The sequence below is a fragment of the Paenibacillus hebaui genome (genome assembly GCF_051934385.1).
Lineage (GTDB): Bacteria > Bacillota > Bacilli > Paenibacillales > Paenibacillaceae > Paenibacillus.
Genome location: NZ_CP196836.1, coordinates 5,992,851 through 6,019,264, shown reverse-complemented (window position 1 = coordinate 6,019,264; position 26,414 = coordinate 5,992,851). Strand labels below are relative to the sequence as shown.

Here is a 26,414-nt window from a genome sequence, read left to right as displayed (position 1 = left end):
CCCAAATGATGTTGAGCACGGCTTAGAGAAGGACACGTGATTCCATTGGAATGCATACGTGTCCTTTTTGGTAACAGTCATTTTAAATAACAGAATTGAATGCAGGAGTGGATATTATGATTGTGGATAAAGTCAAACTGGAAGCTCGTCGAGATAAGTTATCCTTCTCAGGTCAATGGCAATGGTGGGATTGGGTGGCACCTGACCCTGAGAGTATGGGGGACGCCCTGGAGGAATTAACGAACTTATTTCCAGAAATGCAGCACTGGCTTCGCAAAATCCCAGAGGTTCGATCCAATTACCTGTCCGTCCGCTTCATGAATGGCACGGAACCTGTGATATTCGGGTCCTTATTGTATGCCATCAAGAATGAAAGAGATGATAAACGCAAAGATAATCAGATGTTTTTTTACGTGGAACGTGGCACGCTGATTACCTTAAATATAGATGATAATACCAGAGGTATTATGAATACGGGCGAACGTGCTACCATGTTACAACACTGCAGTGATGCACGAGATGGCATGTTTGTGCTGTTTAGGGCCATTTTGCATTACTATCATGTGGGCATGGACCATTTCGAGATGAATCTGCGTGATCTGGAGCGGAAGATGGAATCCCGTAATGCACGTACATTAATGGATCAGATTCTTGCTGCCAGATTTGAGTTGCTGTACTGGAGCAATCTGTTTATTCCTTACTCCGAATTAATGGCGGCTGCCCGGGAAGCCTATCTGGATGAATTAAAAGAGAATCGCTTCTTTCAGCAATTGCAACATCGGATCGAACGGATGGAGCGTTTGTTCAATCATTATGAGAAGGAGATTGATACGCTTATTTCCATCGATAATGCAATCTCGGGAGTGCGTGGCAATGACATCATGAAGACTCTCACCCTCGTTACCTCGGTATTCACGCCCGCAACTGCTGCTGGAGCTATATGGGGAATGAACTTTGAGAACCTGCCTTGGATCGACAAAACATGGGGAGTTGTGCTAGTTATTTCCCTTATTATCATTAGCATGATCAGCATGTATGTATGGATGATGATGAAAGGCTGGACAGGGGATATACTCAAAGTGAAGTCCTCCCAGCCGTCGGTCAAAGAAACGGAGAACGGTTCTATAGTCAAAGGGAAACGATGACTTTGTAAGCTCCAAATCTCCAGCTTTATTTTTTGTAATCTTCAATATATCCCAGTAAATCAGCAATATATTGTCCAACGATCGGCATGTTCACGAATTGACTAAGAATGAAGGCCAGCAGACCGAGAACAACAAAGGTACCTACCGTTAAACCCAAACCACGAGCCATACCTGCTGTGAAATTGGTTATGATGCGTTTTTTGGGGCTACTGTAATTTTCAATGATATCCTTGATTTGCGCTTTCTCAAGGCTGTCTGCAATCTGATCCAGCCGGGTGTTTAGTCGTTTAACCTCATGGCGTAACTCAAAAGGGTGATCGGTTGTATCATACTGTTGGGCCGGTTTTCCTCCTGTAATGGGAGTATTGCCGTTCAATGTCACTTTACTCATGTTATTCCTCCTCTAATCGCAGTGTATAAAAAATAGCCAGCTGTGTTTCAGCTGGCTATTGTCACTCAATCTCACGCCTTACAGGCTGGTCGAGTTCAGTTCTTTACGTGTATCTTCCTTCGCTTCTACGGAAGCAGCAGCCACTTCGTTCGATGCCTTAGATGCTTCGTTAGCCACATCAGCGGAAGCTTTTCTTACCGAGTCCATCACGTCATTACGGCCTTGATTAACCGTTTTTGCAATATCGGAAGTTTTAGTAGAGACTGTTTTAGCCAGTTCGGAAGCTTTATCGCTTACAACGGATGCAACTTCTTTTGTGCGATCTGTAACGATGCCCACTTTCTCAGAAAGGTCACCACGTAATTCGCGTCCTGGTTTAGGAGCAAAGAGTAGTGCCGCAGCAGCTCCCAGCAATCCCCCGATAAAAATTCCTTTTGCGAAAGTCGAACCACTTTGTACAGGATATTGTTCTTCTGTTTTATTCATGTCTAATCACTCCTTCTTCAAATTAAAAAACGGGTACGAAACAACGAACACCTTGTTGACCGAATCAGGCAGCCTGTCTGAACAGTCTGGACACAAGCCCCAGCAAGAACACAAAGAGCGCTGTACCAATGATGGCGGGAATGACCGCAAAGTTACCGATAACGGGTCCCCAGTTACCAAGCAGGAGTGCACCTAGCCAGGCTCCGGCAAATCCGGCTATCATTGCACCGAGTATTCCTCCAGGCATGTTGTTGCCGGCAAGTGCATTGCCGATCACACCGATGACGACTGCCATCACAATACTGATAATGATACCCCACATAACAACCGCCTCCTTTTACTTGATGTAGGATGTTGTCTGTTCGCGTTTGCTTACTTCGTATATAAACCCCGTGAATACTTGTGAAACAACTAAAGTGAGGAAGAATGAACTGGAAATTTCAAAAGCATGCTCTTCAGACTGAACGTTTGATCCCCTTAAACATGCAGGCAATCCACACTAGCCCAGCGGCAAATCCAGTAAAAACATCGGTTGGGTAGTGTACGCCCAGCATGATCCTGCTAAGACCGATCAATAATATAAACAAGATTCCGCAGAGGACAGGAAGGGCAACCCGGGATGCTCGTTGTTGTCGTTCAATCGCCCAGATAACAAATAACATTCCATAAAAGCCCATCGAGATCATTGCATGACCACTGGGGAAACTATATCCATGAACCACCAGCAGATGCTCCAGTTCAGGTCTGCTTCGCTGGAAAAATTCTTTTAATAAGGTGTTGAGTATCCACATTATGGCAAAACTGCTCAATAACGCATATCCATATATGAGGAAACGGGATTGTCGCTGACACAAGAACAGGACAGAAAAACCGATAGCCGCCATGAGTGATATTTTGAAAGAACCAAGCGCAGTAATGAATGAAATAAACGGCAGCAGGTGAAGACGTGACTCCGAATTCAGATAGAACAACTGTTGAATCTGGTCATCCAAACGAATAATAAAATCTGCACCCAGCCAGGCCCCGAGAGCTGCCAGCATGAACACAAGCGCAGCGCAGGCTATCATTCCTACACCACTCCAGATGAGCAATGGACGTAACGAGATTTTGGGATAGGACCCGGATGAGGATGAATAGGTTTTGCGCAGCATAGATGAGTATCTCCTTTAGTGAAGGTAGTAGGTGGACTAAGATTGATAAAGGTTTAACCGAAAAGTCTGTCGAAAAAACTGTAAAAACGAAGCTTTTGTACTATACTATTTAAGATATCCCATGCGGCGTTGTGACGCAAAGCAGAGATGAATTCGGGAGTATAAAGGAGAGAACTCGCATGGAGAGTGCCCTGTTAATTAAAGAATACCGTGCAGGCGTTATGGAATGCGCCCATTACGGACACATAAGTATTACGGATGAGAATGGAAATATCGTATACGCTGCTGGTGATCCTCATTTTAGAGCGTTTACGCGTTCATCGGCCAAACCTTTTCAAGCGATTCCGGGAATTCGGGCAGGGATTGCCAGTCACTATGGTCTGACAACCCAGGAGATTGCCATCATGTCTTCTTCGCATCGATCAGAGCCCGTGCATATTCAGGTCTTGGAGCAACTGGCAGGCAAGATCGGATTGGGAGAAGAATGTCTGATCTGTGCTCCAAGTTATCCACTGAATGAAGAAAGCCGGAATCAATGGCTGCGTGGTCAGGGCGAGAAACGTCGTATTCTGCATAACTGTTCGGGTAAACATCTGGGTATCCTCGGATACAGTCAGATGAAACAGGTCGATCTGGGCAGTTATGCTGAACCTGACCATCCCGTGCAGCGTGAAATTCTCGAAACCATGGCCTATATGGCAGGTATTGAGGAGAAAGAGATTGAACTTGGGACGGATGGCTGCGGCTTTCCGGTATTTTCTCTGCCGTTGTCAGCATTGTCGAACGCGTATCTAAAGCTGGCTTGTCCGGATCTGATCGAAGATACTTCTACACGATCGGCTGTAGAGACGATTACTGCAGCCATGAACGAATACCCTCTAATGGTAGGAGGCACACATCGCGTGGATTCGGTGCTGCTTGAAGACAGCAATATCGTAGCCAAGGGCGGATTCAAGGGTGTGTTCGGTTTCGCCCTGAAAAAAGAGAGGCTTGGGATTGCGTTCAAGGTGCTTGACGGATCGGAAGAAGAATGGGCTTGGATCACCCAATCGATTCTGGAGCAGATCGGCTATGCTAACCGGAAAACCATTGAACGACTGGCAGAAGTCTACCCTCCAAATATTCGGAATGACGCGGGTACAGTCGTAGGGCGAGTAGGCAGTGAATTCGTATTATACTCACCTGAAGAAAGCGTATAACCATAAGCAAGGGGCGTGATTAGAATTCCCGGACCACGGGTAAAGATGACATACCAACTGGTATTTATCTATAGAATTCATATAAGCGCAAGACTGCTGTGATTGCAGCAGCCCTAAACCCTTGGAGGTGGATGAACATGATTAAAGTAGTGACATCGGAAGAAAGGCACACGTCGGATCGAGGTTGGATACACAGTGAATTCAGCTTTTCCTTTGCGGACTATGATGATCCAAGCAATGCCCATTTTGGTTGTCTGCTCGCTCATAATGACAACACACTGATGCCGCAGGAAGGCTTTAAGCGACATCCACATCATGACCTTGAGATTGTTAGTTATGTCATATCAGGTACATTGAAACATACGGACAACATGGGAACAGAGCAATTGCTGGAACCGGGAACAGTTCAGGTCATGAGTGCGGGTACGGGTGTAGAACACTCGGAAACCAATCCTTCAGCCGATGAACCTGTACGATTCCTACAGATGTGGTTTCTGCCGTCTCAGCGGATGCTGAAGCCTTCGTATACGAATCGTCGTGTGGAGGATCAGGAGCATCTGAACCGTCTTTGTCCGATTGTTTCGGGACAAGGGGGAGAAGAAACCGAGGGAGCATTGCCGATCTCGCAAGATGTGACTTGTTATCTATCTCATCTGGAATCCGGGAAAAAATTGATGTACCCTCAACATGAAGATCGGCGTACACATCTTTTTCTGATTAATGGTCATATCGAGATTGTCTGTTCGGATGGCAACTTCAATCTCAAACCAGGAGATGCGGCGCGAATTCGCAAAAGTTGTGATCTGCAAATTACAGCTACAGGTAGCGAGCCTGCGGAATTTGTTCTGATTGATTTGCCTTGATGATATGTGTAACGTAAAAAGGACCTGTTTCCACCTTGTTGTGGAGGACAGGTCCTTTTATGGCTTGCTTTTGAATAGGCCTTCATAGAAGTCACAAATGCCAAAAGCGATACTGGACTAGGATCTACGAAGGTTCCCCAGTTCGGAAGCAACAGCTTCCACTTCAGAGATACTTAAATGTTCCTTGCTCAAGATCATTTCATACAGGTCATGCAGGTCTTCATACTTGTCCAATGGGAAAGCTGAAGCCTGCATGGCGGCACCGCTCGCCATACGCAGCTTGGTTTTGATTGCTTCAATCATATATTCCATATTGGCTGCACTTGCTTGTGTTAAATCCATCGTTATGTCCATCCCTTCCGTATCGGAAACTGTTGTCATTGTATCATGATTGGACAGCCTCAGGCCAATGCTTTTGCGGAGAGGCAGGGCATCGGGTAAAATGATAAATACAACAAAGACTAATCGGTAGTCCTAAATGCTAGGAGGAGAAATAGATTTGGCAAGGTATAAGCGGGAATGGGTTCAGCATCAAAGTAGGGAAGCCCGCAAAAGTGTACCGGGTGAAGACTTGGTATTATTTTTCAAAAACATAGCTCAACTTCATTCACCGGATGAAATCACCTTTGTCTGTATCGGTACGGACCGTTCCACTGGGGATGCACTGGGTCCGCTGACTGGAACTTTGTTGCAGGAGCACGGAGTGAGCCATGTCGTGGGTACGTTGGCTTCCCCTTGTGATGCGGACACGCTGGAGAAGAGACTTGCACTTGTCCCGTCACATCATGCCATCATCGCCATTGATGCCTGTCTGGGTCCAAAGCATGCAACAGGAACATATTATCTCTCGAATCATTCGCTCATTCCGGCAAAATCAGTTGGGGGCAACCTTCCATCGGTGGGGCATTACAGTGTAGCCGCCGTAGTGAATGCCAATGGACCGAGGCCTTATTCCATATTACAGATGACCTCACTTCATTTCGTGATGGGCATGTCCCAAACGATTGCCAAGGCTGTTGCCCAAGCATTGGAATAGCGATAAACGTTTCATTAATGGTGTGCAGGCTTAATAATATACAACTCGATTTATTTAATTCGCGCAGAGAGAGGGATTTATATGGAAAAAGTGATGTGTGACGGAACGACAATTTGTTATGCCGAACAAGGCAAGGGAGAAGCACTCATTTTGCTCCACGGATACTGTGGCAGTTCTTCCTACTGGGATGAAGTTGTACCTGAGCTGTCGCGCAGCTATCGTTGTATTGTACCTGATCTGCGTGGACACGGGAAAACGGATGCACCTGTAGGGAGTTATACCATCGATCAGATGGGCAATGACGTGTTGCAACTGATGGATGAGCTGAAAGTGGAAAAGGCTTTTCTACTCGGGCACTCCATGGGGGGATATATTGCTCTCTCCATCGCACAACGCCACCCGGAACGGCTGAATGCCTTCGGCTTGATTCATTCCACAGCATATCCTGACAGTGAAGAAGCCAAGGAAAAGCGTCTTCGCACAGTGTCTACCATTCAAACCGAAGGCATCGTGAATTTTGTAGATGGACTGGTTCCTGGACTGTTCGCACCAGAACATGTGGAATCGTTATCGGCGCAAGTGACACGTGTCAAAGAAATCGGATATCAGACGGCTCCACAAGGAGCTTCTGGAGCTGCACTGGCTATGCGGGAACGCCCAGACCGTCGGGATGTATTGTCGGCTACACCACTGCCGGTACTGCTAGTTGCCGGAGAGAAGGATGCCGTTATTCCGCCGGAACGTACATTTACAAGTGACAAGCCACATATTACACAAGCCGTTATTCCAGGTGCAGGACATATGAGTATGTATGAAGCGCCTGAAGAGTTAATTCAGGTCATCAAGCAATTCTTGACTGAATTATCGGAGTAAATCTCTCTTTTGTAATAAATAAACAGTTATCCGATGATTTCACTGACTGTGGTGGATCATCGTGATATATCCTACAACCCCCCTGCATCGTCCGCTCAAGGATGCCAGGGGGTTGTTATGTTATGACTAGAGCCAGAACATGGGAGCCTATCTGTGTTTTGGCTTTTTGTCATGGCATGAATTAAACTAAAGACATAGGATGATGTAAATAAGACAGGGACGTTTATGATCGAACGATGAGGGGGCACATAGGATGTTCAGAAAAGATTATCTGCTCCGCATGATGGAGGAAATGACAGAAGCGATTGGCAAAGTATTTACACTCAAACAACAGCGAAAACACGCCGAGGCATTGTCCGAGCTAGACGAGCTGATGCGCAGGCAGTTTGGCATGAATTTATCTCTGCTAAACTCATTGCCGGCTGAGGATGTCATTGAAATGTTCCGTTTTCGTGGAGTCATCGAAGTGGACAACCTGCAGCAAGCCGCCCGACTGATTGAAGAAGAGGCGTACATTTATAAGGAGAAGGCCAAAGTAGAGGGCATAGATGATCAAGAGAAAATGGATTCGGAGGATGAATCACTTATTCGATTAATGAAATCACTTCATTTCTACCTGTATGCACTGAACAATGGAGGTAATCCGAAGTTACTGGATGCACCCGAGCGGGTGGAGGGGATATTGGAACAAACAAAAGAATACGAATTCCCTGCACGGACGGAAAAACAGCTTGCACTGTATCGTGAGCAACAAGGACGTTACGATCAGGCAGAGAACAGCTGGTACCGCCTGCTGAAGGTTGGTGATGAACATCCCGTTCATTATCGTGTCGATGTGCAGGCATTCTACGAAAGATTGAGTCATCTCGGCGATGAACAGCTGAAACAGGGCGGTCTGCCACGCGAGGAAGTCGAAGAGGGACTTTCTGAGTTGAGCCGTCAAGAGATGAACCAATCATTATAGGTTGGAGCTTATTGGATCAAGGCTTGTTACGTGCCTTAACTTGGAGAGGGAACGGAATTGTGGTATGGTAACGGATGACCAAACCAAACCGAAAGTGAGATGTACCCCGTGGATTCATTGCGAAAGCTTATACAAGACATCTTTGAACAGAATTCGCTGATTACAGCGACCTGGAGCCAGCTGCGCAGACGGGACAATGTCTCGTATACCAAAGTGCAAGTCAAGCCGGTAACGCTGAAGAATCAGCTGTATTATCAATTCGCATTTCATTATACCAATAAAGTGCTGCACGAGAATTTGACTCCGGCTGAAGCGGCAGAACGCATGACCCTACTGTGCGAAGAGACGTTTCGTCAAGGACTGTTCTGTACAGCAGAGGCAGACTATCAAATTTTGATCAGCAAAAAATATAAAGTGTCCATCCTGACCAAATCTGCTTCCAAAACTGCGGTGGATCTCTCGCATAATCGCAAAAAGCAATATGTACTGGAAGAGGGCGTTCCCGTCTCTTTCCTGGTTGAGCTCGGAATTATGAATGAAGAAGGTCGTGTACTCGCCCGCAAGTACGATAAGTTCAGACAGATTAATCGTTTCCTCGAAATGGTGCAGGACGTGATCCCGTATCTTCCAGAAGGACGCCCGCTCACCATTGTTGATTTTGGTTGTGGAAAGTCTTATCTGACCTTTGCGCTGTATCACTATTTGTCGATACAACAGCGCAGATCGCTCAAGATTATTGGCCTTGATCTGAAGGCGGATGTTATTGAACATTGCAATGATCTGGCAAACAAGTTGCACTATGGCGATCTGAAGTTTCTTGTCGGAGACATTGCGGACTATGACGAGCTGAACGAAGTGGATATGGTTGTTACGCTCCATGCCTGCGATACGGCGACCGATGCTGCTCTGGAGAAAGCGGTTCGTTGGGGCGCTTCGGTCATCCTTTCCGTACCATGTTGCCAACATGAGCTGTTTGATCAGATCGAATCTTCCGTGATGAACCCGATGTTGTCCCACGGTATTCTAAAGGAACGCTTCTCCGCACTCGCCACGGATGCCATTCGTGCCAAGCTGCTTGATCTGATGGGTTACAAAACACAATTGCTGGAATTTATTGATATGGAGCATACACCCAAAAATATATTGATCCGCGCAGTACGTGGCCAGGCAGGTCAACAGGCTGACATGTGGAAGGAATATACGGAATTCCGTGATTTCATTCACGCGGACCCATACTTGGAGCGGGCTTGTGCTGATCTGCTTCCGGGTGGTGCTCATCGGATAGAAGCAGAGCCGAACACGGAGACAGATTCGACTCAAGAGCAATCCACGGATGAATCCATTAAAGAGTCTAGCCATGATCCAAGCCATTGTGATCACTGCTGAATTTGAAGGGTTCCGAAGTGAACGCTTATGTGATTTCAAGAGTGATGTTTAGATGGATGGTAGATGGTAAAAAAACAGAGGTTTAATACATGGTTTGATCTATTGGATTGATGCAGCTCGTCTGCGACCATCCTTGACGGGACATACTGTTACGAGGGTCCCCGCGAATGACTATAAATCATAAATAGTGAACGTTACTTCATTATTGTTTCAAAGCAACATATCACGCCAAATGTATGAGAGCAGGCAGAAGACCCTATGAACGGGAGCTTCTGCCTTTTTTGTTTTCCTGATGTGTGAATTCGGAAGTGCTTAAAAAGACAAAAGGAGAAAGGAGGTAGGCGCGTGGAAAGCTCGAAATCAAAAAAAACCGCTGGATGGCTGAGGGGTAATGGTTTGGAAAATCCCAACAAATCTCTTACAGCGAAGGGATCGGGATTAGGACCAGGACTGACCGTTGTATTGGGTGCATTCTCGTGTAGCTTATTGCTGTTAGCCTGTCTGGGGAAAGGACTGTATTTTCCTGCGGATGTGTATCCAGCCGTTCTGGTGTCTTCCGGGGGACTATTGATAGTATGGATCATGTGGCTCCTTTTACAGAAGAGCCATGGCAGGGGCAAGGTGGGGTTGGTAGAGTCGAAAGACCGTGAAGGTAGAGTGCATTCGTCGCTTATGCCACACCACCATATTTACTTGTCCATCTGGCCGCTGGCGATGACGATATGGTTTGGTTGGCATGCATGGGCGGGCTCTGTAAGCCTGCAGGGCAGCATGGATGAGATGCTGCGCTGGAGCCTGCTGGCGATCTTTACACAGCTCACCGTAATGCTCGCTTCAAGCGCTCATGGGACGCGCTGGTTTGTCTGTGGCTGGCAGATGGCTGGCGGCTTGCTTGTACTCAGCGGCATTCTTGCCGTATGTGGTGTGCTGCCGCTGGCCTTCGGGGTCATGCGGACCGCTGACCCCGAGATCAGCTCCGCCGGAGCACGGCTCGGCGGATTGCTGCAGTACCCCAATGCGTACGGCGCCGTTGTCGGCATGTACGCATTGGAGCGGCTGGCTGCCGCCGCGCGCGCCATGGCCCGGCCACAGTCGGCCGGGCGGCTCATCGCGGCAGTGCTGCCGCTCTTGCCCGCGCAAGCCGCGCTCCTGCTGAGCGAGTCGCGCGGCGCCTGGCTGGCGACCGGCTGCGCGGCGGCCTGCGCCTTCGCTTGGCAGCGGCGCGGAGACCGCCTGCCGCTACTGCTTGCCACGGCCGCGCCACTGGCGTGCGCGGCCTGGCTGTACCGCCAGCTGGCTGCTGCCCAGCTGGCGCCTGCGCCCGTGCCCGGCCTGCTGGCACTGGCCGGGGCATGGGCAGCTGCGCTGCTCGGCACGCTGCTGCTGTGCCGCCTGTGGCACAGCGGCGCCAAGGCTCGCGCCGCTGCCCTGACGGCTACCGTGCTGGCGGGAGCCGCCGCAGCACTTATGGCCGTGGCCTCCACCGCCGATCGCCTCGCGGCCGGTGTCGGCACAGGGCTGTCCCGCCTCCAGATGTGGCGGGATGCCCTCAACCTTTGGACCGAGGCCGCATGGCTCGGCCACGGGGGAGAGACATGGCGCAACATGTTTCGCGCCATCCAATCCTCGCCTTATGTCGGAGGCGAGGTCCACAACGGCATTCTCGATCTTGCCCTTGATACGGGCGTGATCGGCCTGTTGCTGATTGCAGGCTGGTTCATTTTCACCCTGCGAATCATCTGCAGATTCGCAGCTCATCTGTTGCCTTGTGTTCTAGTCTTTGGGCTGCATGGAGCCATGGACTTTGACTGGAGCTTCACCATCCTTTGGATGATGTTCATCTGGCTGGGGGCTTGGGCACTTTCGTTGAAGACACCACAGGGAACTGTTGGTTACAAGGGATATTCTCACTTGTTTCGCAAGTTCAGCCTATGGCCTCAACGCATAGTGGCAGGTGCATTCATCCTGTTCTGGCTTAGCGGGACAGCTTGGCTGGCTGGGCATAACATGGTAGCTGAACATCAATACCGTCTGGCGATTTCAGCACCAGCCGGAACTGCAGAGCGAGAGGCATTCTTAACCGTGGCCTACAAGTTCAACCCCTATAGGCCGGATATCGTCATCGCGCTGTCCCGCGCTTTGCCAGCGCAAGAGGCAGAAACCATGTTGGGACAGATTTTGACCCTATCTCCATATAACCCGCAGCTCTACTGGGAGTTGGGTCGGTTAGAAGCTCAATTCGGTAGGGGGGAGCAGGCTGGGGAATATTTTGAACAATCCATAGCGCTGAACCGTTATGATGCATCCAGTCAGTCTTTGGCCTTATATTGGATGGAACAGGCAGCACGGCGGGAACTGGCGGCAGGATACACAGATCGGACAAGACAGACTGCCGCCATTGGAGTGAGGATCTATAAACGATATAAGTTACTGGCTGAGGAAGTGGCAGCAGGACACACACGGAATGATCGTCGTTTTACACTTGGAGAGGATGCCTCTGGTTATGGATATCGTTTGCGTATGCTTGCTTTCACTCCGCTTAGTTCGGAGTTTACAAGGCGGGACCCCTGAATATCTGATCTCACGAAACGCCGATGCTGGTTAGCACACTTGAAACATATAATCAGAGTTTAACGGGATTAACTTCTTACATCTATCCAACGAACATCCAACGAACGTATTCAATCCTCAACTCCATTCCAATTCATAATCTGCAAATATGTAGGCACCGTATGTTTTTTGGTCTACATATTCATAGCTTCACTTTACAGGCGATATCCGCCAAATGCATGTTGAAACGCATCCTGGAGTGGTTCGACTTCAACACTCCACAGTGCCGCGATATCTGCGCTGACATCCGCGTTCCACCATTCACATAATTTTTTGCGATTGTCCCGGTTTTCTCCGATCCAGAGCAGATTCGCAATGACTTTACCATAATACAACTCTTCCGCTTGCTTCATTAGGTCAGGGGAAATATACACCTTTAGCCGTTTGGCCGTTCGGTACAACTCCTTGCTGCATGCCCTGCGGATTCCTCGGGCGGAAGGCAGTTTCTGGCCTGGGGTGTTATGCTTCACTGGGGGAGTACCGGGTGTTGGCTTGGATGACATCCTCTCACGCTCCTCTCCCAATACCATATGCGAGCCTTTGCCTGCGGGACACTATCCCAGTCAGGTGAAGTAGCAACGTCTACAGGCCTGTGATAAAATAGGGACGAACATCCATGGTGCGGAAGGGCGCACCGCCAATCAGGATGAAGAAAGAGGGTCGAGATGGACGTTATTCATAACATTGTCGGTCAATTGTTCGACTGGATTCAGAGTCTTGGATACTTTGGGATTATGCTTGGATTAATGCTGGAAGTCATTCCAAGCGAAATTGTGCTGGCATATGGAGGTTTTCTCGTTTCGCAGGGCAATATTAATTTTTTTGGTGCAATGATTTTTGGTACAGTGGGTGGTGTGATAGCCCAGCTATTTATTTATTGGATTGGTCGCTATGGCGGCAGGCCTGTACTTGAACGCTACGGTAAATACATACTGATCCAGAAAAAACACATCGACCATTCGGAAGAGTGGTTCCGCAAGTATGGTACAGGTGTCATATTCACCGCTCGTTTTGTTCCGGTTGTAAGACATGCCATTTCCATTCCTGCTGGCATTACAAAAATGCACACAGGCAAATTCATTTTGCTTACAACACTCGCTGTTATACCTTGGACTGCATTGTTTATATATTTAGGGATGATTCTTGGAGATCAGTGGGAGCATATTGATGAGAAAGCGGCGCCTTATATTATGCCGATTTTGCTCGTTGCTCTGGCTCTTATGATTGTTTATGTGCTTATTAAATGGATGAATGTTCGCAAAAAGAAAGGAAGTGTCTAGTCATGGGTAAACCCAACTTGTCTCACAAATTCGGTAAAGGTCTGCCACCGAAGGATTTTATTGCGAGTATGACCAAGAACCAAAGTGAATTCCAGAAAAACTACGATAGTTTTGCATGGTCGAATGAGGAAGACCGCGAGTTTTTTGAAAGCCTGAACCACCGCGACGATCTGCGTGTGTTAATTCTGGCTGCTGACTGGTGTGGGGATGTTGTACGTAATATTCCGGTTGTGTTCCAGGCACTTGAAATCTCAGGAATACCGACAGAAGTTCTGATTATGGAGAATCATCCAGACGTGATGGATGAGTTCCTGACTATGGGCGGTCGCTCCGTGCCGGTAGTCATTTTTGCAGACACAGGTGGACATGTACTGGGTCAATGGGGACCTCGTCCACAGCACGTGCAGGAAGTTATGATTGAGTTCAAACGCCTCAATCCGGATCGTGAAGCGGCAGATTATCAGGATAATCTCGCTGTAGCACGTCAGGAAATAGGTAAACGTTATGGGGAAGGAACGGAGTCGCATGCAGCCATCATCAGTGAGTTGCGTGAACTGATTTCGGGTTACTAAGCCGATATGCTTAATATTCGTACATTTACACTGGGCCCACTTCAGACCAATGCGTACCTGTTACAGGGGAATGATCCGGGGAAAGCTGTGATCATTGATCCAGGTATGAATCCAGGTTCGCTGCTCAAGGCTATTCAAGACCTGGAGATTGAAGCCATTTTGTTGACTCATGCTCATTTCGATCATATGGGTGGGGTAGATGAGATCCGTAAATTGAAAGGTTGTCCCGTTTATTTGCATGATTTGGAGAGTGACTGGCTGACAACCCCAAAATTAAACGGATCATTGAACTGGCCGCAGGCGACACCACCACTTTCGACAGATCCTGCGGAGTATGCCATGGATGAAGGACAGAAGCTGAACTTGATCGGCCATACATTCCAGGTCTATCATACGCCGGGACATTCACCTGGCAGTGTGAGTCTGTTATGTGGTCAGGATTTGTTCGCTGGTGATGTCCTGTTCCGAATGGGTGTAGGCAGAACAGATCTGACGGGAGGTCGTGAACGAGATCTGATTGACTCCATCCAGAACAAGCTGTATACCTTTGCAGATGAGGTTAAAGTGTATCCAGGTCATGGACCCAAAACAACAATTGGTTATGAGAAGCAGAACAACCCTTACGTATCCGCAAGATAATCCGTCATTGTATATAGCTATTTGCGATCAATTGGGACAGCGACTTTCAACCATAGAGTGGTTATTAGCGAATGATGCAAAATGTTGATAGGAAGAAAGTCTGGACAAGTGACAACTTTTTCATTAGAATAGCAATTAGTTGTTACAAGCGTTAAAGCATCATCTAACTGAAGCAACAAAAAGAAACACCCTAACTTGCGAAGCACGCAGACTGTGGTCTATACCCGGTTTGCGTTCTTTTTTTGTTTTCAGCCCATTTTTCTCGAATAATCACCCCGTTTTACCCTACATAGAGATGCATAATGTGCATTTATAGAAGTCAGTTTGGTTCAATCAGCAAGTAGAAGAAAGTACAGATTTGAGAACAGACAGATCATGAAACATTAGCTAATGAGAGTGGGGAAATAGAAATGGAGAAAAAACGAGTCATTCAGCTGGGGAAACGTGTGGAGCAAGTAGTTACCGAAGAGAATCGTCGAACAATGGAAATGAGTAAAAAAGAATTAACTACTCAGCGTCCTTCAATACATAACCTTGGCAATAAGGATATGAATAGACCATTGGATTCACAGCAAAATATATGGAAAAGCCGTTTATTAAGCAGCGGAGCCCGCAATCAACCCTGGTTCGACAAGCTGCAAGATTACCGAAATGAAGTCTGATTGCCCGGGAAATTGTCGGCTCGGATTTTTTTTGGATTGTATTGAACGTTTCTGCAGAGCCTGTCGTAATAAGACTAGACTGAACGGGAAGCAGGTGATGATACAGATGGAGGCAGCCGAACTGGAAGAGGTGCAGAAGGCGATACAGGGAGATGACAGTGCATTGGCAGAGCTGCTGCAGCGTCATTATGCTTTTGTGTATAAATATCTTGTCAAAGTAACGATGGACCCCAACGTTGCAGAAGAGACGGTACAGGATACGATGATTCGATGTATGGAAAATATCCACCGATATGATGGCTCGTCTGCTTTCTCGTCATGGATGATTACAATTGCGACCCGTATATATATTGATAAAACAAGACGCAGGAGGAGAGAGCAGAGTTGGTTGGAGGTCATGCGCAGCCAGGCCGTAAGGCGATTACGTTGGCAATTTGAGAGTCGGAATGAAGAATGGACAGATGTCATGGACGCGATGACTAGGCTGACACCAGAGCATCGTATTGCTGTGCTGTTGAAGCATTATTATGGCTACGGATATGATGAAATCGGAGAAATGCTGGGTATTCCATCCGGAACGGCGAAGTCGCGAACGGCCTATGGACTTCGCCAATTAAGAAAGGAGCTGGGATGAGCATGAACAGATCTGACGAACAGGATGAACAAGAGATTGTGGCGCGTATACAGCAGCAGATGAACGTGCTGGATGATGCATATGAACCTGTAAGCATTCCTTCATTGGCTTCACTTGAATCCCAAGTCAGGGAACAAAGACGAATGAAACGGCGTGCCAATCGGCTTGAGATGATATTGTTCTGGGCGGTTGGGCTACTCGTTCTCACATGTGGAGTATTATTGTTTCAGTCAGCTCCAGCTCTATATTTGGGTATTCAGGCACTTAGCGTGGGAGCAGCGATCACTGTTGCAATCATCTGGGCTGGTCGACGCCAAAAGGAGACCTGGCATGAATAAAACACACTATGCATTACATGAAATATCTCCAATATGGCTTGTTGTGATTGCAGTCCTGCTTCTGATCCAGGGAACATGGATTTTTCAGGATGCACGAAGGCGTGGACATTTCCCCTGGATATGGGGTTTATGGGGAATCACCGGATTCCCAACCCCTTTGGTTATTTATTGGTTTGTTGTCATTCGGTCAGATCGCAGATTGTCTAAACGAACAACAGACAAAAAGTAGGAATTGCAGGACAGGAAAAAGATTTTGCACAAATGTTTTGTTTAATTCTAGTAATCGTAGACATCGCTATTCTTTTCTAGTAGACTATAGTAACAAAAGGATAGACTATCAGGAGGTTAGACGATGCTGCGATTAGGAGAAAAGGTTGTCATCGTCGCGGATGCATTTGAGCAGAATCTTCCTGTGGGGGAATATGGATTCATCATCGCTTATGACCGCAATCCGGACAATGCGTTCGATTACGTGCTTCGAGTGCCGCAAGTGAATCGGAACTTTTTTGTTCCATCCGGCGACGTCGATCTGGAAGAGGTCCTGCTGAAGCAGGAAGCTGAGCGGGTCGAGCGAGATGCGTTGATAGATTACGCCCTTGCGACACACAATGAGAAACTGTTTCATCATCTGATGAACGGAGATTTTCAAGCTGTGGAAGAGGAAGAGGAAACCGCGAACGATGTTATGTCACAGGCGGATTTTATAAAGCAGGTTAGTCTGCGTGCATGGATTTAGAGAGTCGGCTTATGCCGACTCTTTTTTGATATCTATAAGCTCCGGGAGCTTATGTAGGGTATATGGATTGAATTGTCGAACTAACTCACCTATAATAAAAAAAGTTATCTTGGGACTTTAGCCCGTTAAACGAGCGATTCGTTTCTGGCGGTTTCGGGAATTAGAACGAATGAAGGAGGCATCCGGAAATGAGTATTTCGAATAATGACGTTCAGCATGTGGCCAAGCTGGCCCGGCTCAACTTGACTTCTGAAGAAGAACAGACCCTGACAGGTCAGTTGAACGCGATTTTAAAATATGCAGAGAAGCTGAATGAGTTAGACACTGATGACATTGAACCTACGACTCACGTTCTGCACGTTAGCAATGTGATGCGTAATGATGAGACAAAGAAAAGTTTGTCGATTGAACAGGTGATGCGCAATGCACCGGAAGAAGAAGACGGGCAATTCAAAGTGCCTGCTGTAATGGAATAACGGATAACCGGAAGGAGGACGAATTACGTGAGTTTATTTGAACAATCGTTGCCGGAGATACATAACAAGCTGCACGCCAAAGAGCTGTCGGTCAGCGATCTGGTGGATCAGGCTTATCAGAACATTGGTGCACGCGAAGAGAAGGTTAAGGCATATCTGGCGCTGGATGAAGAACAAGCACGCGCTCGTGCACGTCAGTTGGATGACAGGCTCGTCAACGGTGAGGAGAAGGGGTTGCTCTTCGGTCTGCCCGTCGGCATCAAGGACAACATCGTTACGAATGGACTGCGCACAACATGTGGTAGCCAGTTTCTAAGTAACTTCGACCCGGTATATGATGCAACCGTTGTCGAGAAGCTGAAAGCTGCAGATACGGTGACGATCGGAAAATTGAACATGGATGAATTCGCTATGGGCGGCTCCAATGAAAATTCAAGTTTCTACCCTGTGCGTAACCCTTGGGCACTTGATCGTGTTCCAGGTGGCTCAAGTGGTGGATCGGCTGCGGCTGTTGCTGCAGGAGAAGCTTATTTCACGTTGGGTTCGGATACAGGAGGCTCTATCAGACAGCCGGCATCTTATTGCGGTGTGGTTGGTTTGAAGCCTACCTATGGACTCGTTTCCCGTTTTGGTCTGGTTGCATTTGCATCCTCATTGGACCAGATTGGACCTTTGACGAAAAACGTCGAGGATTCTGCTTATGTGCTGCAAGCCATTGCTGGATACGATGCCAAAGATTCGACATCCGCAAAAGTGGATATCCCGGATTACTTGAGTAGCCTGACAGGGGATGTCAAAGGACTTCGTATTGCTGTTCCTAAGGAATACATTGGTGAAGGCGTTGATCCTCAAGTTAAAGAGACCGTTCTGTCTGCCCTGAAAGTGCTGGAAGGCCTCGGCGCAACATGGGAAGAGGTATCACTTCCGCATACCGAATATGCGGTCGCTACGTATTACCTGCTTGCTTCTTCAGAAGCTTCTTCGAACCTGGCTCGATTTGACGGCGTGCGTTATGGCGTGCGTGCAGATAATCCTGAAAATCTGTTGGATCTGTACCATCAGTCCCGTAGTCAAGGCTTTGGTCCCGAAGTGAAACGACGCATCATGCTTGGTACGTATGCACTCAGCTCCGGTTATTATGATGCTTATTATCTGAAGGCTCAGAAAGTGCGTACACTGATCAAACAGGATTTCGACAACGTATTTGCCAAATATGATGTCATTATCGGACCAACTGCGCCAACAACGGCATTCAAACTGGGTTCCCAGGTGGATGATCCATTGACGATGTACCTCAACGATATTCTGACCATCCCGGTTAACCTGGCTGGTGTACCTGCTGTCAGCATTCCGTGTGGATTCTCAGATGGACTGCCTGTCGGCCTGCAGATTATCGGTAAAGCCTTTGATGAAACGACCGTACTGCGCGTAGCGCATGCGTTTGAACAAAATACGGAATTCCACAAGCAGCGTCCGCAGCTGTAGACTGCCTGGAACGGAGGAATATAGAAATGTCCGCATCTAAATATGAAACAGTCGTTGGACTTGAAGTCCATGTCGAGTTGCATACGAACTCCAAAATTTTTTGCGGCTGCTCCACTGCCTTTGGAGCCCCGCCGAACACCCATACATGTCCTGTCTGTCTTGGACACCCCGGCGTATTGCCTGTATTGAATCGCCAAGCTGTGGATTACGCGATGAAAGCAGCCATGGCCCTCAACTGTACCATTGCTGATGTCAGCAAGTTTGACCGTAAAAACTACTTCTATCCGGATTCTCCGAAAGCTTATCAGATCTCGCAATTCGATCAGCCGATCGGTGAGAACGGCTGGATCGATATTGAGGTAAACGGTGAAACAAAACGAATCGGCATTACTCGCCTTCATCTGGAAGAAGATGCCGGGAAGCTTACTCACGTTGATGGCGGTTATGCTTCCTTGGTCGATTTCAACCGTGTTGGTACACCGCTCGTGGAGATTGTATCCGAACCTGAAATTTCTTCTCCTGAAGAAGCTCGTGCATATCTTGAAAAAATGCGTGCCATCATGCAGTACTGTGATGTGTCCGACGTGAAGATGGAAGAAGGCTCACTTCGTTGTGACGCCAACATCAGTTTGCGCCCGCATGGACAGGAGAAGCTGGGAACCAGAGCTGAACTGAAAAACATGAACTCCTTCCGTGGCGTTCAGCGTGGTCTGGAATATGAGCAGTATCGTCAAGCGGAAATTCTGGACGATGGCGGTGAAGTCGTTCAGGAAACTCGTCGCTGGGACGAGTCTCAAGGGAAAACGTTGTCCATGCGTGGCAAAGAGCAGGCGCATGATTACCGTTATTTCCCCGACCCGGATCTGGTGAATCTGCATATTGATGAAGAATGGAAAGAACGGATCAGAGCTTCCATTCCTGAGCTTCCAGACGAACGTAAAGCGCGTTATACGGCTGATTATGGATTGCCTAATTATGATGCTGAGGTCATTACCTCATCCAAAGCGGTTGCTGATCTTTTTGAAGATAGTCTAAAATACACTCAGGATGCAAAATCCGTATCCAACTGGATTATGGGTGATTTGCTTGGTTACTTGAATGTCAGCAACCTCGAATTGACTCAGGTGCCACTAACGGGCCAAGGTCTGGGTGAGATGATCGGACTGCTTGAAAAAGGAACGATTAACAGTAAAATTGCCAAAACCGTATTTAAGGAAATGCTGGAGAGTGGCAAGCTTCCACAGCAAATCGTTGAGGAGAAGGGACTCGTCCAGATTAGTGACGAAGGAGCTATCCTTGCGATCGTGGAGCAGGTTGTTGCGAACAACCCTCAGTCTGTGGAAGATTATAAGGCTGGCAAACAGAAGGCGATTGGTTTCCTCGTTGGTCAGGTTATGAAAGAAAGTAAAGGCAAGGCCAATCCGGGCCTGGCCAATCAACTGCTTACAGATGTATTGAACCGCTAATCCATCCGGTGAGGCCGGACAGAAAGAGGCTCGTCCCTGTGACGGCCTCTTTTGGTGTTTAGGGGACACGAAGAGAGAATGTTAATCTTGGTGTCCCGAGTTCAGTTACGTACAAAGGAGATGAAGATGGGTATGGAGATTCGACCTTTGTCATTGGCTGATAGCGAGACGGTAGGTCAGCTATGGAGACTTCAACATGTGGCTTATCGGCTGGAAGCCGAAATCATCGGTTTTCAGGAAATTCCCCCTTTAATGGATACTATAGAAACCTTGCAGAATTGCGGAGAGACTTTCTATGGCTGCATGGACACCGATGGCGAACTTCTTGGTGCTGTCGCTGTCGCTGAGGAAGAGCAGAATACACTGACGATCACACGAATGATGGTGCACCCTGACCATTTTCGCAAAGGAATAGCTGCTGCATTGATGACGCATGTGTTTGAACAACATCCAGATTTTCCACGATACCTTGTTTCAACAGGAACGTTGAACCAACCAGCCGTGAAATTGTATACCAGATTTGGTTTCAAACCAGTGGAAGTCATAGAGATTGCGCCAGGAGTGGAATTAACGACATTTCATAAGGATTAGTTTCATAAATAATCTATAGGTATGATGAAATGAATTCGAGAATAAAGATTAAAGATTAAGGGTGTTAACAATTTGGAGGAGGAATACCGGTTTTGGGCGATCCCTGGTTTATAGATGAGTGGCACATTTTATTGCGTTTATTGCTGGCTATGCTGCTTGGAGGGCTTGTAGGACTGGAGCGGGAACGTTCCAATCATGCGGCAGGTTTGCGTACCCATATTCTGGTGTGTCTTGGATCTGCACTAATAATGATGTTATCTGTTTACGGATTTAAAGATTTCGCAAATGAATTAAACGTACGGATTGATCCGGCACGTCTGGCAACAGCTGTCATTACCGGCGTCGGATTTCTGGGAGCAGGTACAATTCTTTTTACTGGAAAATCCATTACCGGACTGACTACTGCAGCTTCGATCTGGGTCGTTGCAGCCATTGGGCTGGCAGCGGGCGCGGGCTTCTTTTTTGCCTCCATCGTGTCTACTGTTCTGGTATTGCTTAATCTCTGGGTGTTCAACAAGCTGGAGTTGAGGTATTTGCGAGGGAACAAATTGCATGTCGTCACACTACATACCTTGTCAGAACCCGGATTTCTGGAACAGGTGTCTTCAAGTATGGAGCAGGAGAAGATCAAAATCCGTAAAATTACAGTGAATGAGCAAGATTTTGCCTACGCAGAGATGATATCGGTTGAACGCAAAATCGAAATTGTGCTGCATGTGCAAGTGCCGCATGATTTTAATACGGTACAACTGGTATCCAAGTTAAGACAATGGGAGCATGTAACAAAAGTATCGATTGAATAAATGAATTGAACCCTCCCCAGGCCCGCAGTGCCGGAGGGTTTTTATTTATATCCATATTTCTTCCAGTTACTCTCATGGCTCTTTAGGGTACTATCTAACCAAATGCCTTAAGAGCGGGAACATCAGCCTAAAAGAAAGGAGTATGTTATGAAACGTAAACGTCAGTCGAACAGTAACATCAGAACAACTCAAGTAAAACCTGTTCGGAATCGCACTCACAAGTTTATTGCCGGCCTGTTAAGTGCGGTTATTCCGGGTCTGGGTCATATTTATCTTCGATTATACATGAGAGGTCTGACCTTCATGCTGCTTATACTTCTGGACCTGTCAGCACTTTTGTACTTTTCGTCCATTGGAATACAGATTAACGTACCGTTGCTCATTCTGCTGGCTTTGTGTATTCCGATCATTTACTTTTACAATGTATTTGATGTGTTACAATCCGCGGACTGGGTGATGATGCGCAGACGAAGAGCGGTTACCCACGGTAGTTCGGACAAGCCAGTGTCCAGTGAACGTTCTGCCGGGGATGCCATGATGGTGTGGGAGAGGGGCATATCGTTTGGGCTGCTTCTCATTGTAGGAGGATCACTAATGGTATTGTTCTTCCGCAAACCTCGTTGGTTTCAGGAAATTCTCGCTGTGTACGGCGGATACACTTTTGCTATTCTGATGATCGTAGGAGGCCTGCTTCTATTCGGACGTGAATTCTGGGTCATGCTGCGTAAAAAGAAAATATAGTGTTGAACAATCAAGGAGGGAAAGCGATGAACCGTAAAATCCGGGTTGGCCGCTATACGGCTGCCGCCTTAATCGTAGCGGTCGGTGTGCTGTTGATTTTGGATAAACGGTGGGGAACGGACTATGTATTTGAGATGGTTGACTGGTGGCCTGTCCTGCTCGTTGTGTTGGGTGTGGAATACATACTGTTGTTTCTATGGACACGCAGAAGAGTCAAAGTTCTGGATCACCCTGATGAGAAAGTGAAAATACGTTTCAGACCAGATGCCAAAGGTATCCTGACCTCACTGATCTTGGCGGCCTCCGTATTTATTGTTACAGAGCAGGATCACTACATGCATCTATGGAATCGGGTTAGCCTTAATTTGGGGGCGGCTTCCATGGATTATAGTCAAGCTGCGGGTTATATGGAGGATACGGGTACAATTGAGGTGCCCGTAGGCATGGATACTTCCGATATTGTGGTTGAGGGAGTGAATGGCGATATCTCGGTACAGCGCGGGGATACGGAAGGTATTGAAGTACGCACTGTAATCTGGGTAGATCAGGCAACGGAAGTGCAGGCCAAGGCAGTGGCGGATGCTTCCTTTGTTGAGACGGATGGAACAAAAGTGATTCATATCAAGGCTACAGGTAAAACGTATGGAGAGAATGAGAAAACCCAACCACGGATGAATATCACGATTACGATCCCGGATGATCGTCGTTTCAATCTGGATATTCGGACTTCCAATGGTGCCATATTGTTAAATCGTCCGGAAGCCATTAGTACTATTTTGGCCGAGACGGGCAATGGGCGAATACGAATTACGAATGCCGTAGGGGATATTTCAGGTAAAACGCTGAATGGTGATGTCATCGTGGCCAATGCAATCGGAAATGTGGATCTGGATAGCAACCGAGGTGACATGAAAGCCCGCGGAATTTCCGGTAATGTGAATCTCACCACACAAGTCGGAAGTATCAGTATTACGGACTCCGTGGGAGAGGTTAGCGCGGAGACCAGGAACGGTAGTATTAATGTGGATGGTGCAAGTTTGGCACTCAAAGCCCAATCGCTTAATGGCAGTATTAGCATAGTATCAGCCAAAGTAGGCGGTGATTGGGATGTATACAGCGCTGTGGGTGCAATCAACATTCTGCTTCCCGAACGGGGAGATTACAGTTTGACGGGTTCCAGCAGTTATGGAGATTTGAGAACGGATATGCCTTTTAAAGTGAAAAACAAAATGATTGAAGGGCAGTTTGGGGAGGGAGAATATACGGTTAAAGTTGAAGGGAACAGTGATCTTGCGATCAATCGTAATCCAGCTGTACCATCGCTCGAAGTGGCTACACCGGATTCGGAAGCGACAGGTGACAATCTGGAACAAATGAACGATGACGGACAGAATTCCCAAGACGATACGTCCGGATCTCCTTAACTGCCGCGTTGACAATAAACTTGCAATCGCCGTACAATAAATATAAACTGGCAAGGTTACATGGCAGGAAAGATAAGTTGCCGATGTTCTGGCCAAAGATTAACTCTGTATGAAGAGACGATATTGATGATACGATCATTCGTTTTGTCTCTGCAGAGAATGAAAGGTAAGGCGGTGGGTTTTATGGCAACACGTGTCCAACATGCGTTGGAGCATCTGAAAACGACCGGTGTCCGTATTACACCCCAGCGTCATGCCATATTGAACTACCTGATGGAATCCATGGGGCATCCGACAGCCGATGAAATTTACCGTGCGCTTGAACCCCAATTTCCCAGTATGAGCGTGGCGACTGTATATAACAATTTAAAGATGTTTCTTGAAGCCGGCATGGTCCGGGAGTTGACATACGGAGATAACTCAAGCCGCTTCGATGCCAATGTGACGGATCATTACCATGTTATTTGTGATAAATGTGGCAAAATTGAAGACTTTAGTTACCCTTCACTAAAAAGTGTGGAGCTTCAGGCGGAGTCAAGTACAGGATTTGAAGTGCATGGTCACCGACTGGAAGTATACGGGGTTTGTAAAAGTTGCAGGAATTAAGAGAATTGAATTACAATATTAACGTGCAGAATTCAGTATGGATTCTTCACGTTTTTTGTTTTATAACCATCTATGCTAACATTCTCATGATTCAGCAGGATTAACGGAGGTAGACTTTGAATAGAAAAAGTAGGTATACACGTCAGAAGCGACGCTCATTCTGGCCTGGTTTTCTCGGGGCTTGTCTAGTAGCGGGAGGGGCTTACTGGCTGATAACGAATGTGTGGTTGAACCAGACTCATGAAGACCCAGACTGGATAGGGAAAAATCAACCTATTTTTGTGGACGGGCAACTGATGGATGGCGAGGCATCGGGTACCGGTGATCAACTCAAGCTGCCTATAACGGTGTTGCAAGAGGCGATTGATCCGGGTATACGTTACGAATCAGATTCTGGAGATATGATTATTGCATCCCCTCAACGAGTGCTTCATATGAAAGAAGGCAGCACCAAGGCGGAGCTCAATCATCAGGATTTTCCGATGAACGTTCAACCTGAGGTGGTGGATGGAGTGGCTTATATTCCGCTTAAACCACTGAAAGAAGTCTATGGCATTGTCGTACAGGAAGATCCTACAACAGGAGCCGTATTGCTAATGCGCGGAGGAGATACGATCCAATATGCGGAGATCGACACCTTATCTTCGAAAGCGGATAAAACCGTCCCGTTATATAAACGCGGAGGAGAACGCTCTCCAATTATTGCGGATATGAAGCAGCAGGCGCGGGTGAGGGTGTGGCAAACGGGTGATGAGCAGAGTTTTGTCCAACTTGATAATGGTTATGCCGGATATGTGGATAATGATTATGTTAATCTCACGGACAAGAAGCAGTTGGATAAGCCTAAATATACGCTGACAGCAGCGGAGAAGAAGTGGCAGAATAAACCGGTGAACCTGGTTTGGGAAGCCGTCTATAATCGTCAGCCCGATATAGGCTCTATTGGCAAAATGCCTGGAGTAAACGTGGTCAGTCCAACGTGGTTCCATATTACGGATGGACAAGGCAACGTGAAAAGCAAAGGTGATAAAGCTTATGTCAATTGGGCCCATCGTTCGGGTATGGAAGTATGGGGACTGATGGATAACAGCTTCGACCCGGATATGACGAAGGAAGCCGTCGCCTCTTACGAGACACGTACTCATATTATTGAACAGATGTTAGAATATGCCCAAACGTATCAATTGGATGGCATTAATATTGACTTTGAGAACGTCTATACAGATGACGGACCGAATATTACTCAGTTTGTGCGCGAGATTAAGGCGATGGCGCGTATACACGGGTTGATGCTCTCAGTTGATGTGACTCCCAAATCCAATAGCGAGATGTGGTCTGCTTTTCTGGATCGTCGTTCACTCGGTGCTTATGCCGATTATATTATAGTCATGGCGTATGATGAGCACTGGGCAGCCAGTCCGAAGGCGGGCTCGGTAGCTTCGCTCCCATGGACGGAGTCATCCATGAGACGAATTCTTGATGAGGATGAAGTACCTTCGAACAAACTTATTATGGCTGTGCCACTCTATACACGAATTTGGACAGAAGAGACCAATGATCAAGGAGAAGTGAAAGTTTCTTCGAAAGCAGTGGGTATGAACACTGTTACAGATTTGATCAAAGAAAAGAAACTCAAACCTGTCTTGGATAAAAAAAGCGGCCAGAACTATGTGGAATATTCCGAGGATGGAGCCACCAAGAAAATCTGGATAGAGGATACTGTATCACTTCAGGCGCGTGTGGATTTGATTGCTTCCTTAAAGCTGGGCGGCGTTGCCGCATGGAATCGAAGCTTTGCCAATGCCTCGGCATGGGAGACCCTAAAACAAGCAGGGTACCCGAAATGAGTTTTTCCTT

General features: G+C 47.3%; 31 protein-coding genes. 25 read left to right on the top strand and 6 right to left on the bottom strand.

Going from position 1 to position 26,414, the window contains the following annotated elements:
* Window positions 1-116 precede the first annotated feature (116 nt).
* A complete protein-coding gene (locus tag ACR32F_RS27400; RefSeq protein WP_440112661.1) occupies window positions 117-1,145 on the top strand; it encodes a magnesium transporter CorA family protein in 1,029 nt (342 codons plus the stop codon).
* A 25-nt stretch (window positions 1,146-1,170) separates the two neighbouring features.
* On the opposite strand, the gene ACR32F_RS27395 is transcribed toward ACR32F_RS27400, so the two are convergent.
* The 4 genes from ACR32F_RS27395 to ACR32F_RS27380 form a co-directional block, all read right to left on the bottom strand.
* Window positions 1,171-1,536: a DUF5665 domain-containing protein gene (locus ACR32F_RS27395; RefSeq protein WP_440112659.1), complete on the bottom strand. Its 366-nt coding sequence runs from the start codon at window positions 1,534-1,536 to the stop codon at window positions 1,171-1,173.
* 78 nt (window positions 1,537-1,614) lie between these two features.
* Entirely contained in the window at window positions 1,615-2,022 is a 408-nt protein-coding gene (locus ACR32F_RS27390) for a YtxH domain-containing protein (RefSeq protein ID WP_440112657.1), read from the bottom strand.
* A 64-nt stretch (window positions 2,023-2,086) separates the two neighbouring features.
* Window positions 2,087-2,344 carry a GlsB/YeaQ/YmgE family stress response membrane protein gene (locus ACR32F_RS27385; protein ID WP_440112655.1) on the bottom strand — a complete coding sequence of 86 codons (258 nt, stop codon included), beginning with the start codon at window positions 2,342-2,344 and terminating at the stop codon, window positions 2,087-2,089.
* A gap of 133 nt (window positions 2,345-2,477) precedes the next feature.
* Window positions 2,478-3,173, bottom strand: coding sequence for a phosphatase PAP2 family protein (locus tag ACR32F_RS27380; protein ID WP_440112653.1), 696 nt, complete (start codon window positions 3,171-3,173; stop codon window positions 2,478-2,480).
* 179 nt (window positions 3,174-3,352) lie between these two features.
* On the opposite strand from ACR32F_RS27380, the gene ACR32F_RS27375 reads away from it, so the two are divergent.
* On the top strand, window positions 3,353-4,372 hold the full coding sequence (locus tag ACR32F_RS27375; RefSeq protein ID WP_440112651.1) for an asparaginase: 1,020 nt from the start codon (window positions 3,353-3,355) through the stop codon (window positions 4,370-4,372).
* A 137-nt stretch (window positions 4,373-4,509) separates the two neighbouring features.
* Complete coding sequence (locus ACR32F_RS27370) at window positions 4,510-5,235, top strand: pirin family protein (RefSeq protein WP_440112649.1); 726 nt, start codon at window positions 4,510-4,512, stop codon at window positions 5,233-5,235.
* A gap of 117 nt (window positions 5,236-5,352) precedes the next feature.
* Here ACR32F_RS27370 and ACR32F_RS27365 read toward each other — a convergent pair whose 3' ends face one another.
* Window positions 5,353-5,577, bottom strand: a complete 225-nt coding sequence (locus tag ACR32F_RS27365) for a DUF1128 domain-containing protein (RefSeq protein WP_440112647.1) — start codon at window positions 5,575-5,577, stop codon at window positions 5,353-5,355.
* Window positions 5,578-5,734: 157 nt separating this feature from the next.
* On the opposite strand from ACR32F_RS27365, the gene yyaC reads away from it, so the two are divergent.
* The 5 genes from yyaC (at window position 5,735) to ACR32F_RS27340 (ending at window position 12,065) form a co-directional block, all read left to right on the top strand.
* A complete protein-coding gene (gene yyaC / locus ACR32F_RS27360; RefSeq protein WP_440112645.1) occupies window positions 5,735-6,271 on the top strand; it encodes a spore protease YyaC in 537 nt (178 codons plus the stop codon).
* Window positions 6,272-6,352: 81 nt separating this feature from the next.
* Window positions 6,353-7,144, top strand: a complete 792-nt coding sequence (locus ACR32F_RS27355; RefSeq protein WP_440112643.1) for an alpha/beta fold hydrolase — start codon at window positions 6,353-6,355, stop codon at window positions 7,142-7,144.
* 253 nt (window positions 7,145-7,397) lie between these two features.
* The gene (locus ACR32F_RS27350) at window positions 7,398-8,108 is read left to right on the top strand and encodes a DUF6483 family protein (protein ID WP_440112641.1); all 711 of its coding nucleotides are present in this window, start codon (window positions 7,398-7,400) and stop codon (window positions 8,106-8,108) included.
* A gap of 99 nt (window positions 8,109-8,207) precedes the next feature.
* A complete protein-coding gene (locus ACR32F_RS27345) occupies window positions 8,208-9,494 on the top strand; it encodes a class I SAM-dependent methyltransferase (RefSeq protein WP_440112639.1) in 1,287 nt (428 codons plus the stop codon).
* Between the two features lie 1,323 nt (window positions 9,495-10,817).
* The gene (locus tag ACR32F_RS27340) at window positions 10,818-12,065 is read left to right on the top strand and encodes an O-antigen ligase family protein (protein ID WP_440112637.1); all 1,248 of its coding nucleotides are present in this window, start codon (window positions 10,818-10,820) and stop codon (window positions 12,063-12,065) included.
* Window positions 12,066-12,259: 194 nt separating this feature from the next.
* On the opposite strand, the gene ACR32F_RS27335 is transcribed toward ACR32F_RS27340, so the two are convergent.
* Window positions 12,260-12,607: a dehydrogenase gene (locus ACR32F_RS27335; protein WP_440112635.1), complete on the bottom strand. Its 348-nt coding sequence runs from the start codon at window positions 12,605-12,607 to the stop codon at window positions 12,260-12,262.
* 162 nt (window positions 12,608-12,769) lie between these two features.
* Between ACR32F_RS27335 and ACR32F_RS27330 the strand changes: the two genes are divergently transcribed.
* The 17 genes from ACR32F_RS27330 to ACR32F_RS27250 all read left to right on the top strand — a co-directional run bounded on the left by ACR32F_RS27330 (window position 12,770) and on the right by ACR32F_RS27250 (window position 26,404).
* Window positions 12,770-13,384 (top strand): DedA family protein, encoded by a 615-nt coding sequence (locus tag ACR32F_RS27330; RefSeq protein ID WP_440112633.1) that lies wholly within the window; start codon window positions 12,770-12,772, stop codon window positions 13,382-13,384.
* A gap of 2 nt (window positions 13,385-13,386) precedes the next feature.
* On the top strand, window positions 13,387-13,956 hold the full coding sequence (locus tag ACR32F_RS27325) for a thioredoxin family protein (RefSeq protein ID WP_440112631.1): 570 nt from the start codon (window positions 13,387-13,389) through the stop codon (window positions 13,954-13,956).
* Between the two features lie 6 nt (window positions 13,957-13,962).
* The gene (locus ACR32F_RS27320) at window positions 13,963-14,595 is read left to right on the top strand and encodes an MBL fold metallo-hydrolase (protein WP_440112629.1); all 633 of its coding nucleotides are present in this window, start codon (window positions 13,963-13,965) and stop codon (window positions 14,593-14,595) included.
* A gap of 410 nt (window positions 14,596-15,005) precedes the next feature.
* Window positions 15,006-15,257: a hypothetical protein gene (locus ACR32F_RS27315; protein WP_440112627.1), complete on the top strand. Its 252-nt coding sequence runs from the start codon at window positions 15,006-15,008 to the stop codon at window positions 15,255-15,257.
* A 97-nt stretch (window positions 15,258-15,354) separates the two neighbouring features.
* Complete coding sequence (sigY, locus tag ACR32F_RS27310; RefSeq protein ID WP_440112625.1) at window positions 15,355-15,891, top strand: RNA polymerase sigma factor SigY; 537 nt, start codon at window positions 15,355-15,357, stop codon at window positions 15,889-15,891.
* A 2-nt stretch (window positions 15,892-15,893) separates the two neighbouring features.
* Window positions 15,894-16,229, top strand: coding sequence for a YxlC family protein (locus ACR32F_RS27305; protein WP_440112623.1), 336 nt, complete (start codon window positions 15,894-15,896; stop codon window positions 16,227-16,229).
* On the top strand, window positions 16,222-16,458 hold the full coding sequence (locus ACR32F_RS27300) for a sigmaY antisigma factor component (RefSeq protein WP_440112621.1): 237 nt from the start codon (window positions 16,222-16,224) through the stop codon (window positions 16,456-16,458). Before ACR32F_RS27305 ends, ACR32F_RS27300 begins: the two co-directional genes overlap by 8 nt.
* A 123-nt stretch (window positions 16,459-16,581) precedes the next feature.
* Window positions 16,582-16,965: an ATPase gene (locus tag ACR32F_RS27295; RefSeq protein WP_440112619.1), complete on the top strand. Its 384-nt coding sequence runs from the start codon at window positions 16,582-16,584 to the stop codon at window positions 16,963-16,965.
* Between the two features lie 188 nt (window positions 16,966-17,153).
* Entirely contained in the window at window positions 17,154-17,441 is a 288-nt protein-coding gene (gene gatC, locus ACR32F_RS27290; protein WP_440112617.1) for an Asp-tRNA(Asn)/Glu-tRNA(Gln) amidotransferase subunit GatC, read from the top strand.
* 27 nt (window positions 17,442-17,468) lie between these two features.
* Window positions 17,469-18,926 carry an Asp-tRNA(Asn)/Glu-tRNA(Gln) amidotransferase subunit GatA gene (gene gatA / locus ACR32F_RS27285; protein WP_440112615.1) on the top strand — a complete coding sequence of 486 codons (1,458 nt, stop codon included), beginning with the start codon at window positions 17,469-17,471 and terminating at the stop codon, window positions 18,924-18,926.
* Between the two features lie 26 nt (window positions 18,927-18,952).
* The gene (gene gatB / locus ACR32F_RS27280; protein ID WP_440112613.1) at window positions 18,953-20,392 is read left to right on the top strand and encodes an Asp-tRNA(Asn)/Glu-tRNA(Gln) amidotransferase subunit GatB; all 1,440 of its coding nucleotides are present in this window, start codon (window positions 18,953-18,955) and stop codon (window positions 20,390-20,392) included.
* A 132-nt stretch (window positions 20,393-20,524) separates the two neighbouring features.
* Window positions 20,525-20,983, top strand: a complete 459-nt coding sequence (locus tag ACR32F_RS27275) for a GNAT family N-acetyltransferase (RefSeq protein WP_440112611.1) — start codon at window positions 20,525-20,527, stop codon at window positions 20,981-20,983.
* 92 nt (window positions 20,984-21,075) lie between these two features.
* Entirely contained in the window at window positions 21,076-21,786 is a 711-nt protein-coding gene (locus tag ACR32F_RS27270) for an MgtC/SapB family protein (protein WP_440112609.1), read from the top strand.
* Between the two features lie 147 nt (window positions 21,787-21,933).
* Entirely contained in the window at window positions 21,934-22,527 is a 594-nt protein-coding gene (locus ACR32F_RS27265; protein ID WP_440112607.1) for a hypothetical protein, read from the top strand.
* Between the two features lie 26 nt (window positions 22,528-22,553).
* Complete coding sequence (locus ACR32F_RS27260) at window positions 22,554-23,951, top strand: DUF4097 family beta strand repeat-containing protein (protein WP_440112605.1); 1,398 nt, start codon at window positions 22,554-22,556, stop codon at window positions 23,949-23,951.
* 183 nt (window positions 23,952-24,134) lie between these two features.
* On the top strand, window positions 24,135-24,557 hold the full coding sequence (gene perR / locus ACR32F_RS27255; RefSeq protein ID WP_440112603.1) for a peroxide-responsive transcriptional repressor PerR: 423 nt from the start codon (window positions 24,135-24,137) through the stop codon (window positions 24,555-24,557).
* 116 nt (window positions 24,558-24,673) lie between these two features.
* Window positions 24,674-26,404, top strand: coding sequence for a glycosyl hydrolase family 18 protein (locus tag ACR32F_RS27250; protein WP_440112601.1), 1,731 nt, complete (start codon window positions 24,674-24,676; stop codon window positions 26,402-26,404).
* The last annotated feature ends 10 nt before the right edge of the window (window positions 26,405-26,414 follow it).

Bases quoted from the DNA above. Each gene is read 5' to 3' on its own strand.
- ACR32F_RS27400 (WP_440112661.1), top strand. From the start codon at position 117: ATGATTGTGGATAAAGTCAAACTGGAAGCTCGTCGAGATAAGTTATCC.
- ACR32F_RS27395 (WP_440112659.1), bottom strand. From the start codon at position 1,536: ATGAGTAAAGTGACATTGAACGGCAATACTCCCATTACAGGAGGAAAA.
- ACR32F_RS27390 (WP_440112657.1), bottom strand. From the start codon at position 2,022: ATGAATAAAACAGAAGAACAATATCCTGTACAAAGTGGTTCGACTTTC.
- ACR32F_RS27385 (WP_440112655.1), bottom strand. From the start codon at position 2,344: ATGTGGGGTATCATTATCAGTATTGTGATGGCAGTCGTCATCGGTGTG.
- ACR32F_RS27380 (WP_440112653.1), bottom strand. From the start codon at position 3,173: ATGCTGCGCAAAACCTATTCATCCTCATCCGGGTCCTATCCCAAAATC.
- ACR32F_RS27375 (WP_440112651.1), top strand. From the start codon at position 3,353: ATGGAGAGTGCCCTGTTAATTAAAGAATACCGTGCAGGCGTTATGGAA.
- ACR32F_RS27370 (WP_440112649.1), top strand. From the start codon at position 4,510: ATGATTAAAGTAGTGACATCGGAAGAAAGGCACACGTCGGATCGAGGT.
- ACR32F_RS27365 (WP_440112647.1), bottom strand. From the start codon at position 5,577: ATGGATTTAACACAAGCAAGTGCAGCCAATATGGAATATATGATTGAA.
- ACR32F_RS27355 (WP_440112643.1), top strand. From the start codon at position 6,353: ATGGAAAAAGTGATGTGTGACGGAACGACAATTTGTTATGCCGAACAA.
- ACR32F_RS27350 (WP_440112641.1), top strand. From the start codon at position 7,398: ATGTTCAGAAAAGATTATCTGCTCCGCATGATGGAGGAAATGACAGAA.
- ACR32F_RS27345 (WP_440112639.1), top strand. From the start codon at position 8,208: ATGTACCCCGTGGATTCATTGCGAAAGCTTATACAAGACATCTTTGAA.
- ACR32F_RS27335 (WP_440112635.1), bottom strand. From the start codon at position 12,607: ATGTCATCCAAGCCAACACCCGGTACTCCCCCAGTGAAGCATAACACC.
- ACR32F_RS27330 (WP_440112633.1), top strand. From the start codon at position 12,770: ATGGACGTTATTCATAACATTGTCGGTCAATTGTTCGACTGGATTCAG.
- ACR32F_RS27325 (WP_440112631.1), top strand. From the start codon at position 13,387: ATGGGTAAACCCAACTTGTCTCACAAATTCGGTAAAGGTCTGCCACCG.
- ACR32F_RS27320 (WP_440112629.1), top strand. From the start codon at position 13,963: ATGCTTAATATTCGTACATTTACACTGGGCCCACTTCAGACCAATGCG.
- ACR32F_RS27315 (WP_440112627.1), top strand. From the start codon at position 15,006: ATGGAGAAAAAACGAGTCATTCAGCTGGGGAAACGTGTGGAGCAAGTA.
- sigY (WP_440112625.1), top strand. From the start codon at position 15,355: ATGATACAGATGGAGGCAGCCGAACTGGAAGAGGTGCAGAAGGCGATA.
- ACR32F_RS27305 (WP_440112623.1), top strand. From the start codon at position 15,894: ATGAACAGATCTGACGAACAGGATGAACAAGAGATTGTGGCGCGTATA.
- ACR32F_RS27300 (WP_440112621.1), top strand. From the start codon at position 16,222: ATGAATAAAACACACTATGCATTACATGAAATATCTCCAATATGGCTT.
- ACR32F_RS27295 (WP_440112619.1), top strand. From the start codon at position 16,582: ATGCTGCGATTAGGAGAAAAGGTTGTCATCGTCGCGGATGCATTTGAG.
- gatC (WP_440112617.1), top strand. From the start codon at position 17,154: ATGAGTATTTCGAATAATGACGTTCAGCATGTGGCCAAGCTGGCCCGG.
- gatB (WP_440112613.1), top strand. From the start codon at position 18,953: ATGTCCGCATCTAAATATGAAACAGTCGTTGGACTTGAAGTCCATGTC.
- ACR32F_RS27275 (WP_440112611.1), top strand. From the start codon at position 20,525: ATGGAGATTCGACCTTTGTCATTGGCTGATAGCGAGACGGTAGGTCAG.
- ACR32F_RS27265 (WP_440112607.1), top strand. From the start codon at position 21,934: ATGAAACGTAAACGTCAGTCGAACAGTAACATCAGAACAACTCAAGTA.
- ACR32F_RS27260 (WP_440112605.1), top strand. From the start codon at position 22,554: ATGAACCGTAAAATCCGGGTTGGCCGCTATACGGCTGCCGCCTTAATC.
- perR (WP_440112603.1), top strand. From the start codon at position 24,135: ATGGCAACACGTGTCCAACATGCGTTGGAGCATCTGAAAACGACCGGT.